Genomic DNA, 15,435 nt, shown 5'->3' with positions numbered 1-15,435 from the left:
TCCTTACCATTCTTTATCCCAATTCGCATCACTTGTACCAGAACTGTCGTGCCCACCAATATCTTTACCATAATGTAGGGTGTAGCGAACGCGCACCACATCTCCATCAAGGAAATACGCATCCGAGAATCCATAGTTCGGGTAATCGCCATTGACGCTATACATCCAGCCGGAGCCGTTTGCGAAATCGAATTCACTTAGGCTATCTGGTGAGTAGATGTCCCGATTTGAAGTGGTGGACACCTTCTCGACTACTTCCCATAGATCATCAGGAATATGGAGTCCGTTTAGCATGCCTGGCTTACTGACGTCACGCAGATAGAAACTACTGTCGAGGTTTCCAGTTTTGCCGTATTCATATCCATTATTGCGAAGTAGCTGATCCAGAATATAAGAACCTTTTTCGCCTTGGTGTATATCCATCTTCGTCGGCTTGATGAGATAAGGAATACCTAATACGGAAGCTTCCAGACTGATCGTGACTTGTCCGATGACACCGTCTTCTGCTGGTGCTACTGACGTGACCGTGAATGTTTCGGTTACCGTGCGCGCTTCATCGTCCCATACTTTGATCGTGACGTTGTTTTTCCCCGTCTGCAATGTCAGTTTATAACTTGTTTTCGCGCTGTCATCCCATGTGAACGGAATATTCGCCCCATTGACTTGCACTTGAACGTTTTTCCCTCGAATGCGTTCACCCGAAGCGGTTACCGGCCAGACGTTGATCGTCTTAATATCCCCTTTAACTGTGCTACCGGACTTCAAATCGGTCACCAGTTTCGGTGCATCCGGATCGACTTGTGGTTTTTCATTCACATTCGGATCTTTATAGGTGATTGTGTACTGCCGTTCCAATTGTTCGTCTTCGTATTGTCCAACGACTTTGACTGTGTTTGCTCCATTCATCAGCTGCACACTATAATTCGAGCCGTCCGACGATTTTACCAGTTGATCATTTACGGTAATCTTAAGGGGTACATCCACTTCATTCGCAGTAGCTTTCGCGTAGAATGAAAAATCTTCGCTATTTGCTTGTTGGTCTTTTAAGTCTGTTTCCAATGAAATAGCGATTTTTTCTTTCTCATAGATCACGGTGTAGCTCTGTTCCGCTTTTTTTCCATGTAGTTGCGCGGTGAGCTTGAACGTGTTTTCCCCTTCAACTAATGTAGCTGTATACGAACTCCCAGCTAGTGGTTTTAGTTCTTGATGATTACTTACCACTTTCAGCTTCGCATCTTTTTCCCCTTGCGCAGCTGTCGCGGTGAATGTCAGCGTCTCTTCCATCACTGTTTGATCTTTTAAGACCGTCGTGATGATGATATCTTCACTATTTAACGTCACACGGTACAATTGACTGACACGAAGTAGTTTATTATCTGATTGTTTATAGATAACTTGGAATTGAATGTCATTCGTACCTTCAATGAATGTGATTTCGCCTGTGAAGTCATTCAGTTGCTTACCGTTTAACGTCACGTTCATTTCCTGGGGAATGAGAGAATCGTCCAAGTGGTTTACGGTGACGACATATACCGGATCGGTGACTGTTTCGTTATTTTTGATGTTCGTCGTGAAGTAGCGATTTTGTTGATCCGCCACATCGACGATTTCTATGTCTGTATTCGTATTCGGTTTTGTTTTCTCTGGTGCGGGTTTGTTGTTGCCCTCAGCAGATGTATTGGTCTTGTCAGCCGTTTTCGATGAGTTAAGTGGTGCATGGGTAGTTCCTGGTTTGTTGAGTGGTTGATTTTGCGGCTTTTCTTCCGGTTTCTCTTGTGACTTGTCCGTATTTGTCGGTTCTTGTGATTTCGATACATCTTCTGGATTGGCATCACTTTCTATCATCTTATTGGTATCAGTATCGGAAGATTCATCCCCGCCGCCAGCTAATTTCAGCGTAGAAGCCTCTACTTTTTCATTGAAATCAAATGCAGCGGCTTGTTCATTAGAAGTCGTCGCATATGTAATTGTGCTAAATAGCAGTAAGACGACAAGGCTGTAGTAGATATAGTTTTTGTATTTCATGAATGCATTCTTCGTATTTTTCATCCAACTCTTCCTTTCTTCATTATAAAAGGTATACGGTGCGCAATAATATTGAATTCAAAAAGTCCCCACCTCCTGAATGAGATGGGGACCATGTATGTTCAATAATTAAACTGCACAAATTGAATGATACACAAATCACCCTTTACCGGAAGGTGTCATGTTTACATACTTTGGCAAGTCTCCTGACTTTAGGGCTCATTTTCTCCCTATTACAGTGGCCGGACCGCTCAGGATTTTCACCTGATTCCTATTTACTCTTTGCATACTAGACAAAGAACCAAAATACTCTATGTAACTGTTACTAAGCATATAGTTTTTGTAAGGTAAAATCAATAGACGGTGTAACTGGAGTAGGGTTCTGTTTTTAGCGTTTTTATAACTAAAACCTCTTATTTCCAAAGAGGTTGCCATTGATGCGAAAGCTTTTTCAAATCAATGTACATAATAAATGAAATATAGGAAATCATACTTATATATTCAGTTAAAAGATTGCTGTGCCTAGATGTTTTCACTATTATCGCACACCTATATAAAGGAGATAAAAACCATGAAAGTCAGACCATCTGTCAAGCCAATTTGCGAAAATCCCAAACATAAACAAAGTCAAGGTTAATACAGGATGCTCTATGCCAGTCATAAAGAGTATAGGGAACATAAATAGGCGCCTATCCGAAAAATAGAACGTAAAGGGAGATTATCATATGGATAAGAAAAAATATACGGTAGCTGGAACGAATATAGACGAAGTAAAAAAACTTAATGCAGAATCTGGTCTATCCTATAATGAAATGAATGAAGTTCTAACCAAAGAAATTGAACAGAGAAAAAGATCAAATGCTGCTCAGCATAAAAAGTAATTGGCAAAATAAAACTTACCAAGTTTCAAATCGTAATTGGTTTCTCTGAATCTTTTATCACTCTGATAGCTGTGTTCGTTTATGTAGTGGTCAAGGTGCTTTTCCAGCGTTTTTTTACTATATCAAACTGCTACACACACTGCTAATCATATCATTAATAGATTATCATTCAGTAAAAAATCCCCACCTCCTGATAGAGATGGGGACTATGCGTGCTCAATAATTAGACTACACAAATTAAATAATACACATTTCAAACCTTTACCGAAAGACGTCATGCAAACATACTATGGCAAGTTTACATTGGCGTGACCACTCAGGTTTTGAACCTGATTCCTATTTACTTTTCGTTTACTCAACAAAAAATCAAAATACTCTATATAACTGTTACTCAGTATATGAATTTAGCAGGGTAAAATCAATAGATGGTGTGTCTAAATGAGATTCTGTTTTATTGAGATTAGCTAATAAGTAATTCCTTTACACTTTCGCATGTAGAAATACGTCTCTTTCTTAACTTTGTTTCTCCCGTGTTAGTAATCTTCTTCCTAGTGCCCTCATGTAATTAAAAATTCCCGTTGTGACAGCAGCCCGAAGATTTGATGTTTCGACTGCATACGTTTTCCTACTGCTGCTAAAGAAATGATTACTACTTTCCACCAAATACTAGACAACTCCTACTATCTAGTCCCATAAAAACAGGACTGCCCTGCATATATGCAGAACAGTCCCGTAACGGATCTGTTAATAACTCGAGTCTGATACTTCGCCTTTTACGATACTAATACCCGAGCTTGCGCCAATGCGCGTGGCTCCCGCTTCGACTAGCGTATCGAAATCTTCTCCGCTACGCACACCGCCGGACGCTTTGACACCAATATCCGGGCCTACCGTCTTCCGCATAAGGGCCACGTCATGTACCGTCGCCCCGCCTGTCGAGAATCCAGTCGACGTCTTGACGAAATCGGCGCCTGCTTTGACGGATAGCTCGCATGCACGGACGATTTCTTCATCGGTCAACAAGCACGTTTCGATGATGACTTTGACCAATGTACCGTTAGCTGCTTCGACTACCGCACGAATATCCGACTCGACCCATTCGTCATCCCGGTCTTTCAAGGCCCCGATGTTTATGACCATGTCGATTTCTCCTGCTCCGTTCGCCAGTGCATCTTTCGTTTCAAATGCTTTGACTGCAGAGGTAGTCGCGCCAAGCGGGAAACCAATCACCGTACAGACCAACACATCCGTACCTTTCAGCTGCTGTGCGGCATATGAAACCCAACTCGGATTAATACACACTGATTTAAATTGATAGTCTTTTGCTTCTTTTATGAGCGCCGCGACTTGGTCTTTCGTTGCGTCGGCTTTCAATAATGTATGGTCGATCATTTGTGCTTTATTCATTTGCGAACCACTCCTTTGATTATCTCGTAATTTCGTCGTGCACAAGTGTCACAGGCTGTACTTTTGAAGCTGACACACCATAGGCATGATAAATCTTTTCTTTTACGCTTTCGATATCCTCCGTATTGCTGTGAATCGTCACGAGCGATTCGCCCACTTCCACGGAATCACCGATCTTCTTGTGCAGCACCAGCCCGACTGCCAAATCGATTTCGGACTCTTTTGTTGCTCGTCCCGCACCTAGAAGCATCGCGGCCGTACCGATTTCATCCGCGGTAATCGCAGAGACATATCCCGCTTCTTTTGCCGGCACGTCTATTTTGTACTGGGCCCTAGGAAGCTTCGATAGATCGTCAATGACGGATGTGTCGCCACCCTGAGCCTGCAAGAACAGTTTAAATACCTCAAGTGCTTTACCGTTTTGGATAACTTCTTCGAGCATTTTTCGTGCTTCCTCCGTGGAGTCCGCTTTTCCTGCCAAACGAACCATATGGCTGCCGAGCGTCAAGCACAGTTCGTGCAAATCTTCCGGGCCATTGCCTTGCAACGTTTCGACGGCTTCTTTAACTTCGAGTGCATTTCCTATGGCATAACCGAGCGGCTGGTTCATGTCCGAAATTACCGCCATCGTCTGTCGGCCGATCTTGTTTCCGATCTGCACCATTTCACCCGCGAGTTCACGAGCCATGTCGAGGTCTTTCATGAACGCGCCAGTTCCGACTTTTACATCGAGAACAATTGCATCCGATCCCGCCGCAATCTTCTTGCTCATAATTGAGCTTGCGATCAACGGAATGGAACTGACCGTAGCCGTGACATCACGCAGACTGTAAATCTTCTTGTCTGCAGGGGTAATATTGCCGGATTGTCCGATTACCGCAATTTTGTTCGTATTGACAAGATCAAAGAATTCTTTGTCTGTAATTTCGATATGGAAACCGGGAACAGACTCCAGCTTATCAAGTGTTCCGCCCGTATGACCCAATCCACGCCCCGACATTTTGGCTACCGGGATATCGAGTGCAGCAACAAGTGGCGCGAGCACAAGAGTTGTCGTATCGCCAACTCCGCCTGTAGAGTGTTTATCCACCTTAACGCCCTCGATAGCAGACAAATCGACTTGGTCGCCTGACTCCACCATCGCCATTGTGAACTGCGCGGTTTCTTCCAACGTCATCCCTTGAAAATATACCGCCATTTGAAAGGCTGACATTTGGTAATCTGGAATCGAGCCGTCGGTATATCCATTGATGACAAATGAAATTTCTTCGTTTGTCAACGCATGTCCATCTCTTTTTTTCTCAATCATATCTACCATACGCATAGCATCCACCACTCCTGTTTTTAAATTTTCATTTCAATTATAAAAATAGCCCAATGACAGTCGCTGAAAGAACTGACGCCAATGTTGAACCCAAAAGTAATTTCAAACCGTTTTTCGCCACTTCGTCCCCTTGTTTTGAGCTCAACGCTTTGACAGCGCCTGTAATAATCCCAATGGAACTGAAATTCGCAAAACTAACGAGGAACACCGATATCATACCTACCGCTTTCGTTGACAAGCCTGCCGAAATCTCCGTGAAACTCAACATTGCCACAAATTCGTTGGTGACAAGTTTGGTCGCCATGATGCCGCCGGCTTGTACACTGTCCGCCCAAGGCACGCCCATCACAAAGGCTATTGGCGCAAAGATATACCCCAAAATGGTCTGGAAGGAAACGTTGAACAGCATTTCAAAGAGATAATCGATTCCGTTCATCAACGCGATGAAACCGATCAGCATGGCAGCGACAATAACTGCGACTTTAAAACCATCCATGATACTTTCGCTGATCATCTGGAAGAATGACAGCTTCTTCTTCGACTCGATCGTCAGTGTATCTTCTTCTTTCGATAATTCATAAGGATTAATGATGCTAGCAACAATCAGCGCCGACATAATATTGAGCGCAATCGCCACTACGACAAACTGCGGTTCGATGATTTCCATGTATGCACCTACGATGGCGACACTGACTGCACTCATCGCGGAAGTACAAAACGTATACAAACGTCTTTTCGAAATATCATCCATTTGGTCCTTGATAGTTAAAAATACTTCGGACTGCCCGAGAACTGCAGAGGATACGGCTATGTAGTTCTCCATTTTCCCCATGCCATTCAACTTACTCAGTACGATTCCTACATATTTAATGATGAACGGTAAAATCTTGAATTGATTTAATATACCAATCAACACGGAAATGAAAACGATTGGCAATAACACATTCAAGAAGAATACGTATTCCCCTTCATTTTCCAATCCGCCAAACACGAAATTGACGCCCGTTACCCCAAGGTCAACCAGCTTCGAGAATAAAGCCGAAACAAAACCTATGGAGACTACGCCCACTTTTGTATTCAACAAGATAAATGTCAAGACAAGCTGGGTCAGCAGCATAATCACAATCGGTTTATAGCGGATTTTCCTACGGTCCACACTGACAATCAAGCCCACGATTAACACGAGCAACAATCCGGTTATATAAAATACAACGTTCATCATACTTCCTCCCTTGCATGTTGGTTACGCTTACACTTTGCTTCTTGCACACCATTTTCCTTAGGATGCCGTTGCGACCTGACTTTATGTATAGTATATCATAGACTTTGAGCATATGTGCAGAGGAGGTGAAACATTGTTCATTCCGAATAAAAAAAGAATCACGCTTATCAATAAGCGGATTCCCATATGTTTCTATTGGTGAAGCAACAAAGCCTGTGCCGTATACTGATCTGTTATAAAGACGTTCGCATAGCCTCCATTAAGCGCTCCATGGATGGCCTCTACTTTGCGGTTCCCACCAGCAACGAGAATGGATTTTTCTTTTTGCTTTAACTCTTCTAGCCGGATGCCAATCGTCCGGTCATTGACGGTAGTATCACATACTTCGCCTGTACGTTTGAAGAAGCGTGAACAAATATCGCCAATCGCTTCTTGATGGAGTTGCTGTTCTTCTTCTACAGTCAAATAGCCAAGACGGAACAGCAACGATTCGTTGTCGACAGCGCCCACCGTGAACACGGCGATATTCGCTTGTCTCCCGAGTTCAATGAGCCGGTGCATATACCGGTCCGATTCAATCACGACTTTGACTTCAGGTGTGTCGACTAGGACCGGGAGCGGCAAGTAACGGGGGATGGTATGGAAGGCTTCCGCAAATTTGTAAACCGTTTCAGAATCGTATGTATTGACGTCCGACAAGCCGATGCCGCCTTTCAGCTGGATGACCTCGACTCCTTTTACATCTTTTTTCTTCAATTCGTTGGCCACCCGATACATCGTCCGGCCCCATGTCACACCAAGAATATCACCGTCTTTTACGGTTCGATACAAATAGTCCGCCGCTTCTGTGCTAATAGCCTGGATCACATCCCGCTCATCTTCCACTGCCGAGTACGCAATTTTCACTTCTTCGATTTGATATTTGTGCTGCAAGGATTTTGCTAGTTGATTATTATCATGAAATGGATCGATGATGTCGATTTTCACGTAGCCATTTTTTTTCGCTTGCTGTAGGAGCCGAGAAACCGTCGGCCTTGAGACGCCTAATTTTTTTGAAATGGCGAGCTGGGTATAATCAAATTGATAGTAAAGTTTGGCTGCTTCTATGATAAGTTGCTTTTTATCGATCTCCAATGCAAGTCCCCCTTATGTAACGGCCTAATCATGAGTCCGAATCTACATATCCAGGCCGATTATACCACAATCGTAAACCAGCGGAAAGCCGCTCTCACTCTTCTTCCTCGCGAGGCAATTTTTTTACTCACTTAAGTTCAGCATCAGCTTCTTTGGTAATCCGTACACTTTCAGGACTCCGATTAATCCAATGATGACAGGGATAAACAACTACTACCGTTTAATTCCAAAAATACCTCACATCACAACTAACAAAACTCATTCTCTATGATTTGATTCTTATACTCATCAGCTCTGTTTTGGATCAACTTTTATTTTCTTATATCCTTTTACAATATCAAAAACACTTATGATAAACATTATCCAAACAAAGGGATTTGTTAAAGATAAATCGACTCGTGAAATACCCCCTACTAAAGAAAAGATAATAACTAATACAAAGAAATCCGTCAGTAATATAACTTGCCATAGAGGATTGAATCTTGAGACATCCTCTTTTTGAAAGTGATTCATAATGAGGCTGATGAAGGAAATCAATAGTATGAGTCCAATAAGTATTGATTGGGGTATATATATAAAAGAAACCAACTTTGGGAAGGAATCATAAATCAGTAATAATGTTAGTACTACTAGTGCTATAATGCCCCAAAAGTGACGTCTCCGTAAAAATTATAGGATCAAATAGCAAACTACAACAGTAAAGACCGTGATTAACTTCAGCATCTTTAGCATTCATATACGCACCAAACAACAAAGCCCCTCATTCATGTCCATTCATGACACAAACAAGGGGCTTATTTTTGTGAAAATCACTTCTCATCTTCCTCATCACACGGCGGCTTCCTAACAATCGTCTTCCCACTCGAATACAACCCGCTTGCCGACAGTCCCATAATTAATCCGCCTAGTATCCCCGACTTCCAATCATGCGGAAACAAGTAGAAGATCCCGCCACCGATGCCTAGTAGTAAAGAAAAGATCGGAATCAGTTTCTTTGGCAATCCATACATTTTTAAAATTTCTGTTAATCCGATAATAACGGGTATCAGTACAATATCTGAAACTTCCAATGCGTGTCCCTCCTCTTTTTCTATTCTATTCAGACTGTATGCAAGATGAATCGGCGTTTTGCATACAGTGTAGAAGAAAGATTGCTGAAAGGAGATGCCTATGGTCACTGGATTGCTCATTATTTTAGGATTGGTGTTAGTGCTGCCATTTACGATCCCTCGCATTGAACGTAATTTGGAATTGTTTTTATTCGTCATGGGTTGTGCTGCGGCATTTGTTAGCGGAGTGTTTCAGTGGGAGTTGTGGAATAAGGCGTTACACGATCCTTTGCATATTACGTTTGCGGTCCTTGTAGCAGGAATCGTGTTTCGCTGGATACGACATCCATTTGAGAAAGCAGTATTATCAGGGAGCAGAATCATTCCATTCCGCTTATACTTAGCGCTAATTATTATGGGATTAGGCTTAATTTCCAGTATTATCACTGCGATCATTGCGGCGCTAGTCCTCGTAGCTATCGCGTCCGTCTTGCAAATGGACCGAATATCAGAAATCCGCTTCGTGATCTTAGCTTGTTACGCAATCGGCCTGGGCGCGGTGTTGACACCGATCGGGGAGCCGCTTTCGACGATTGCGACGAATAAACTGGATGAAGACTTTTATTACTTAATGAACTTGCTTGGGACAGATATTCTAGCCGGTGTATTCGTCTTCGGACTGCTCGCATTCTTCCTAATTCGCCCACGCAACCGCCCGCGGTACCGTTCTTCCGGACAAGCGGCAGAGTCATACATAAGTATTTTCGGGCGCGGAGTGAAAGTGTATATATTTGTGTTGGCATTAACATTGCTTGGCGCAGGATTTGAGCCATTGATTACACTGTATTTACTCGATCTTCATCCATTGACACTTTACTGGATCAATATGATTTCAGCTGTACTCGACAACGCGACGCTCGCTGCTGCGGAAATCAGTCCCGCGATGGACGAATCCACGATACAAGCGCTGCTACTCGGTTTACTTATTAGTGGCGGGATGTTGATTCCGGGTAATATCCCCAATATCATTGCGGCAGGTAAGCTCAATATTCGCAGTGGCGAATGGGCACGGGTCGGTGTACCGCTTGGATTGCTCGCGATGGTCGTCTATTTTGTTATTTTACTTAGCAGACAATGAAAAAAGACCGCGTTGTGAAGTGCACCCCAAGAGTTAGATTGCGACTCTAACTTTAGGGGTACCTCAGCTGGCGGTCTTTTCGTGTTACTCGATTACTTTCACCCAGACTCTATACTTTTTGTCATCCGTCTGAACCAATTTAGTATTAGGACTCGGTGCGTTATTCTTCTTTGTGAAACCCGCTTCAAACGAAGGTGTTTTGATACTCTCCCCTATGTTCTCTTCGGAAGGCATGCCGATTCCAATCGCATCCGTTACCGTCCATGTATCATCTTTCTCTTTGTTCAACTTTGCGACAAATATTTCTTCCGTTTCATCCAATAACCCTTTATAGACAGTGATTACCTTATCATTATCGATTTCCACTGTCCGGTACAATTTCACGACTTCCGCAAACCCTTCTTCAGCATGAAGCTGTTCGATTGCCTCTTGTGGCGTATTCGATGTACTGTTCTTATTTGCGGTCTGACAACCTGCCAGTACAACTGCCAAAAACGTAATATAAAATAGTTTTCGAAGCATGAGATCCTCTCCTTATCTATTTTATTGAATACCCTATTGTCGGCTATATTCAATCCTCATTTTCTTATCTACATTAAAAAATACGTTCTTTCTTTTCTTCTATTATCTTGAAGTGTACATCGGATGTTGAGCCGCTATAGATACGATCCGGCACGTCCGAGACGTCCAAAATTTCATTGAGCTCAATGAATTCTGTCCGATTTCCTTCAATTGTCATCTTATAGGGACCTGCTATATTCATCAGTGATACCATTTTCATTTCATCTTGGCCAAACCCAGTGTCCAAGAACTCCAGCTCGAACGATACGGGTTTTTTGCTGTGATTTTTCAAAGTCAACTGGCAGTCTCCATTCATCCGTTCATTATCGTCCAACGTATCAAATGCGCACTTGCCTTTCTGGTCATAGGAAATCGCTCCAATACCGCTCGCTAATGTTTCTTGATATGCCGTAATGAGATATACCGGGATCAGTGCATACAGGAAGAGCACAAGCACAGCTAACACAACATAAAATTTCTTCAATCCGTAAATCAGCAGCGCCATCGCGATCAGGAATAAAAGAGTGCCTACTAGTCCTTTCCAAACGAGTCTGTCATCGGCTTGAATGGGAAACGACATGAATGTCACGGTAGCTCCGATTAACGGATTATTTGGGTAGGGGAAAAATAAAAACATGCAAACGGCAAGAAGTACCACGGCGCTTATAAGTGCGGTTCTATTTTTTATCACGGTGTTTCTCCTTCTATTTGAATTGAAATGTTCATCTTCTTACTTCTACTTATTGAGTCTGTCTGCGATCGATTGAAGGATTTCATTCTTACGTTCTTGTAATTTAAGGAATTTCAACGCAAACCATACAGTAAATATTAGGAATGCGATCGGGATGATGTATATGAATACGCTTAAAATAGATAGAAACGAAAAAAACAGATTGTTGTCGTTGTGCATATGTATTTCCTCCTTTCACGACTCATGCTGACTGCTCCTTTTTTGGAAACAGATAAGATACTAATAATATAGCGATTGCGACTCCCCATCCTATGTATACCCATAAATTTAACGTCTTTTCAGGAATCGAATATGCTACTTCCGTGATATACAGAATCAGACGGACAATTTGTGATCCCAAGACAATGATGAGTGCCAAGTATTGCAATACATCGCGGGTGTTTTTCTTTTGTTTCTGCACTTGTACGCCCCCCCACTGCTCAGGATAGCGATTTCTCCATAGACACTACGGCAATCGACGTACCATCCGTTCTATGTAGTACAGATTCTTCACACACGTGATAGCCGATCGATTGATAGAGTGAGATGTTTTTCGGGACATCTGCTCGCACTTTGCATACTATTACTCTCTTCCCTTGTTGCGTCGCATACTCCTCTAAATATCGCAGTATTTTTTTCGCGATGCCTTGACCTTGTCTTTCCGGCACGACAGAGAACCTAGAAAAATAGAGGCTTTCATCTTCTAATCGAAAACGAACCATCGCGACCGGCTCCTCTTCTATATAGCCAATCAACGCCTCTACACCACTTTGCATTTCAGCGGTGATACTTTCGACGGTCTCTTTCAAAGCACTCGTCGGAGGTGTGGCCTGCTCATATTCACGAAACGCGCGAATCATCACGTCACGGATGATAGGAACGTCAGATATGTTCGCTTTTATAATGTTCATAACTGTCCTCATTTCATTTTATATTAATTATGAATAGATAGAAGTGAATGCTGCCATATCTCCATTCTCAAACAGCTCGATCGTTTCATACTCTTTGTCTAAGTGAACTTCATGGAATTGCTGTTCTTGAAAAGTTTTTGATTCACCCTCGTCTTGATTTTTATCATACAGAATGCGCAACGTATCTCCATCGCTTTCTACATCAAAGTTTGTAAAGTCCATGGCGTAATCTTCCTGATTTTCATGAGAGGTGTTAAAATAAATGACCAATTTATCGTCTGACGTGTCGTAAAATAAATACACGCCATTTTCAGCCTGCGCGTGTTGGTAGAATACCTGATCACCCTTATCCAAGTCCTTCATGGTGACTTCCTCGTAAGATAATGTTCGATTCGTGTTACATCCGATCAGTAACGTTGCACAGAGAACCATGACCAAAAGTTGTTTCATCAACTCTCCTCCTGTCTTTGGTGTTTTGAAGAGTGAATAGTACTTTAACTATCTCTAACACTACTATTTCCCATGTTTTCTGTAAAGTGAGTACAAAAAAACACTGCAGGAAAGCAGTGTTTTGGAATGCGAAGAAGAAAGGGATAACTGACTCACTGTTACTATCTTGCATTTAGCTCAGAGAATAGTAGAACGCGACCGTGTATTGAGCGGTTGCAGGCATGAGCGGTAATCACACGTCATAGAGCGCTTACGGACGACGATAGAGCGGATATTAGTAACATTGAGCGATCAAGCATAAGCTATAAGCGCTTGAACGAATGTATGAGCGCATCCACCTGGAATGTTAATCCACGTTGCCCCTATCCTACCGCTCAACGATACTTCACCCAACCACCATCTTGTTTCTCGTCACTCCCACGCTTGCTTAATCGCCCAAGCACAAACGCGCCGGCGACTAGGCCAATCATAGTATTTGTTTTCTTATTGAACACTTGCTTCACCATCAAGTTCATATTTTGCGGACGCTCCGCCAGTCTGCGCATGAAGTACCCGTACCAGTCCTCGCCAAACGGTACGTATGTACAGAAATTATAGCCCTCTTTCGCCAACTGCAACTGCAACTCATGGCGGAAGCCGTACAGCATCTGGAACTCGAATTGATCACGTGAAATATCATGTTCTTTCACAAACTGCTTCACATGATTGATGATGTTATGGTCATGTGTCGCAATCGATGTAAACGCTCCGTGCAATAAGTGTTCTTCAATGATCTTAATATAATTTTCGTCAATATCTTGTTTATCTATATACGCAACGTCCGGTGACTCTTTATACGCACCTTTTACTAGACGGATGCGTGTATCGTTGTATTTTTTCGTATCACCTAACGCCCGGTGAAAATAAGCTTGGATAACGGTTCCGACGTTTTCATAGCCCTTTGCTTTTAATTCGTCTAGTAAACGGAACGTCGGTTCAAGTCGTGAGTGATTTTCCATATCAAAATTAACAAACATTCCTACCTTGTTTGCTCGTTTGACGATTTCTTCTACTTGTTGTTTGCAAAACGCATAATCAATATCGAGGCCGAGCTGTGATGGTTTGATCGAGATGTGCGCATCTACTTGATGTTCTTGGATTGCGTCCACTACCGCTAAGATTTGTTCTTTCGCTTCAATGGCCTCGCTCTTTTCGTACACAAATTCACCCAAATTGTCGATCGTGCATGAAATGCCTGCTAGATTGAGTTCTTTAACACTAGTAATCATTTCTTCGATGTTAGTTCCTGCCACGACTTGTTGGGCCCCTAGTTGAAAGCCGTATTTTTGGGCAGCTTGATTCAGTAGTTGATTTTCAGATAAACCAATAAAGAAATTTCTTAGCATAGTTTCCACCTCATTTGTATATTTCGTATATCGAAATTATAACACTATTCCGTCATGTAAACCTATACATTTGTTCGTTCAGTTATTTTCAAGTTCCTATGAACGGTAGCATTCGGTCTGCTGGACTATTCGGTTTAATGATCTCCTGTAAATCGAGCAAGGGAATCGGGAAATATGGGAAGCCGGCTACGTAAGGTGAAATTTCGTATAGTTGGAAGTAGACCACTAGACTCGTGTCTGCGATGTAGAAATCTTGATCAGGCTTGATTTTAGTGAATGGCTCAAGCACCGGCGTTTTCCATTGCTGAATATGGCGTCTGACATATTCCGATATCCGCTGTACATAAGGACTGCCAGGCTTGAACAGATCTTGTAGATTGTATTGCCTTCCCGTCTTCGTATCGAACGTCAGAGATTTGACGTAGGTCATTCCATGCGCTCCACCAGTGAACGAATAGACAATCAAGTTGATACTGAAGAGATCGCGCTGATTATTTTTGATTTCGTACGTTGCGACCATCTCCACAAGGCTTGGATCATAATAATTATTATCCTCTAGCATTTTATTCATTTCTTTGAACAGTACTTGATTTAGTTTCTGTTGGACTTTTGGATCATCCAGTTGTGTGATGACGGGATAAGATACATCCACTTTTGGCCTTCTATTTGATATGTGATACGTTTGAATAACAGCAGGGTTTTTCATCATTTCATCCTTCCCAAGACATTTGTCTACTATATGCAAGGGACGGACAGAAAGTTTCTCGCTTTTTCCGGGGTCGTATGATAGGATAAACACTGACTGATATAAGGATGTGAAGTAAAATGATCAATATTACATTACCTAAACCGGACGTAACGATCGTTCGCAGAAAACAAGAAATGGGACCGGATGAAACGCCAATTAAGCCAATTTATGGTTTCATCGATTTTCATGATATTCCACGTGATAAAGGCGGCCTTTTGTTGTTCTTCAACCAAAGCGACGAGTTGTTATTCGTAGGAAAAGCAAGAAAATTACGTCCACGTCTGAAAAAGCATTTTGACGATCAAGTGTCTCCATTACGTAATCACCGTGAGGAAGTAGCAAAGATTTCCGCTATTATCATCGATGACCCAATGGAACGCGAAATCTACGAAACATACGTAATCAACACACAGCAAGCTAAATACAACGTAGAAAAAGCATTTTTCAGAGACTGAGCTGTCTGCCTTCGC

General features: G+C 42.5%; 18 protein-coding genes and 2 riboswitches. Of the genes, 4 read left to right on the top strand and 14 right to left on the bottom strand.

Annotated features, from left to right (window positions below; all coding sequences use genetic code 11):
* Nucleotides 1–3: 3 nt before the first annotated feature.
* Entirely contained in the window at nt 4–2,025 is a 2,022-nt protein-coding gene (locus CSV80_RS06485; RefSeq protein ID WP_233208469.1) for a DUF4430 domain-containing protein, read from the bottom strand.
* Nucleotides 2,026–2,204: 179 nt separating this feature from the next.
* Nucleotides 2,205–2,346, bottom strand: a riboswitch (cobalamin riboswitch).
* Nucleotides 2,347–2,596: 250 nt separating this feature from the next.
* Between CSV80_RS06485 and rpmJ the strand changes: the two genes are divergently transcribed.
* Nucleotides 2,597–2,662, top strand: a complete 66-nt coding sequence (gene rpmJ / locus CSV80_RS18155; RefSeq protein ID WP_369802809.1) for a 50S ribosomal protein L36 — start codon at nt 2,597–2,599, stop codon at nt 2,660–2,662.
* Nucleotides 2,663–2,750: 88 nt separating this feature from the next.
* Nucleotides 2,751–2,906, top strand: a complete 156-nt coding sequence (locus tag CSV80_RS17625) for a hypothetical protein (protein WP_199083935.1) — start codon at nt 2,751–2,753, stop codon at nt 2,904–2,906.
* A gap of 274 nt (nt 2,907–3,180) precedes the next feature.
* Nucleotides 3,181–3,292: riboswitch (cobalamin riboswitch) on the bottom strand.
* Between the two features lie 358 nt (nt 3,293–3,650).
* Here the strand turns inward: CSV80_RS17625 and deoC are convergent.
* The 5 genes from deoC to CSV80_RS06460 form a co-directional block, all read right to left on the bottom strand.
* Entirely contained in the window at nt 3,651–4,313 is a 663-nt protein-coding gene (gene deoC / locus CSV80_RS06480) for a deoxyribose-phosphate aldolase (protein ID WP_099670103.1), read from the bottom strand.
* 19 nt (nt 4,314–4,332) lie between these two features.
* Nucleotides 4,333–5,637, bottom strand: a complete 1,305-nt coding sequence (locus tag CSV80_RS06475; RefSeq protein ID WP_099670102.1) for a pyrimidine-nucleoside phosphorylase — start codon at nt 5,635–5,637, stop codon at nt 4,333–4,335.
* A 37-nt stretch (nt 5,638–5,674) separates the two neighbouring features.
* Nucleotides 5,675–6,856: a NupC/NupG family nucleoside CNT transporter gene (locus tag CSV80_RS06470; protein WP_099670101.1), complete on the bottom strand. Its 1,182-nt coding sequence runs from the start codon at nt 6,854–6,856 to the stop codon at nt 5,675–5,677.
* Nucleotides 6,857–7,051: 195 nt separating this feature from the next.
* Entirely contained in the window at nt 7,052–7,993 is a 942-nt protein-coding gene (locus tag CSV80_RS06465) for a DNA-binding transcriptional repressor DeoR (protein ID WP_099670100.1), read from the bottom strand.
* Between the two features lie 809 nt (nt 7,994–8,802).
* Nucleotides 8,803–9,063: a hypothetical protein gene (locus tag CSV80_RS06460; protein ID WP_099670099.1), complete on the bottom strand. Its 261-nt coding sequence runs from the start codon at nt 9,061–9,063 to the stop codon at nt 8,803–8,805.
* 100 nt (nt 9,064–9,163) lie between these two features.
* Here CSV80_RS06460 and CSV80_RS06455 point away from each other — a divergent pair, with 100 nt between their 5' ends.
* Nucleotides 9,164–10,180, top strand: coding sequence for a DUF1646 family protein (locus tag CSV80_RS06455; protein WP_099670098.1), 1,017 nt, complete (start codon nt 9,164–9,166; stop codon nt 10,178–10,180).
* Between the two features lie 84 nt (nt 10,181–10,264).
* Here the strand turns inward: CSV80_RS06455 and CSV80_RS06450 are convergent, their stop codons facing one another.
* The 8 genes from CSV80_RS06450 to CSV80_RS06420 form a co-directional block, all read right to left on the bottom strand.
* The gene (locus tag CSV80_RS06450; protein ID WP_099670097.1) at nt 10,265–10,702 is read right to left on the bottom strand and encodes a hypothetical protein; all 438 of its coding nucleotides are present in this window, start codon (nt 10,700–10,702) and stop codon (nt 10,265–10,267) included.
* A 73-nt stretch (nt 10,703–10,775) separates the two neighbouring features.
* Nucleotides 10,776–11,432 (bottom strand): bL19 family ribosomal protein, encoded by a 657-nt coding sequence (locus CSV80_RS06445; RefSeq protein ID WP_099670096.1) that lies wholly within the window; start codon nt 11,430–11,432, stop codon nt 10,776–10,778.
* Nucleotides 11,433–11,477: 45 nt separating this feature from the next.
* Nucleotides 11,478–11,651: a hypothetical protein gene (locus CSV80_RS17620; protein ID WP_199083933.1), complete on the bottom strand. Its 174-nt coding sequence runs from the start codon at nt 11,649–11,651 to the stop codon at nt 11,478–11,480.
* A gap of 22 nt (nt 11,652–11,673) precedes the next feature.
* Nucleotides 11,674–11,892 carry a hypothetical protein gene (locus tag CSV80_RS06440; protein ID WP_099670095.1) on the bottom strand — a complete coding sequence of 73 codons (219 nt, stop codon included), beginning with the start codon at nt 11,890–11,892 and terminating at the stop codon, nt 11,674–11,676.
* Nucleotides 11,893–11,911: 19 nt separating this feature from the next.
* Nucleotides 11,912–12,382, bottom strand: a complete 471-nt coding sequence (locus CSV80_RS06435) for a GNAT family N-acetyltransferase (protein ID WP_099670094.1) — start codon at nt 12,380–12,382, stop codon at nt 11,912–11,914.
* A gap of 27 nt (nt 12,383–12,409) precedes the next feature.
* Entirely contained in the window at nt 12,410–12,832 is a 423-nt protein-coding gene (locus tag CSV80_RS06430) for a hypothetical protein (protein WP_099670093.1), read from the bottom strand.
* Nucleotides 12,833–13,206: 374 nt separating this feature from the next.
* Nucleotides 13,207–14,217, bottom strand: a complete 1,011-nt coding sequence (locus tag CSV80_RS06425) for a proline dehydrogenase family protein (RefSeq protein ID WP_099670092.1) — start codon at nt 14,215–14,217, stop codon at nt 13,207–13,209.
* Between the two features lie 88 nt (nt 14,218–14,305).
* A complete protein-coding gene (locus CSV80_RS06420) occupies nt 14,306–14,926 on the bottom strand; it encodes a DUF3298 and DUF4163 domain-containing protein (protein ID WP_232321234.1) in 621 nt (206 codons plus the stop codon).
* Between the two features lie 116 nt (nt 14,927–15,042).
* Between CSV80_RS06420 and CSV80_RS06415 the strand changes: the two genes are divergently transcribed.
* Complete coding sequence (locus tag CSV80_RS06415; RefSeq protein WP_099638960.1) at nt 15,043–15,420, top strand: nucleotide excision repair endonuclease; 378 nt, start codon at nt 15,043–15,045, stop codon at nt 15,418–15,420.
* The last annotated feature ends 15 nt before the right edge of the window (nt 15,421–15,435 follow it).

This window comes from Sporosarcina sp. P12(2017) (assembly GCF_002743035.1).
In the GTDB taxonomy this organism is placed as follows: Bacteria; Bacillota; Bacilli; order Bacillales_A; family Planococcaceae; genus Sporosarcina; species Sporosarcina ureae.
This window is presented reverse-complemented; position numbering and strand designations above follow the sequence as displayed.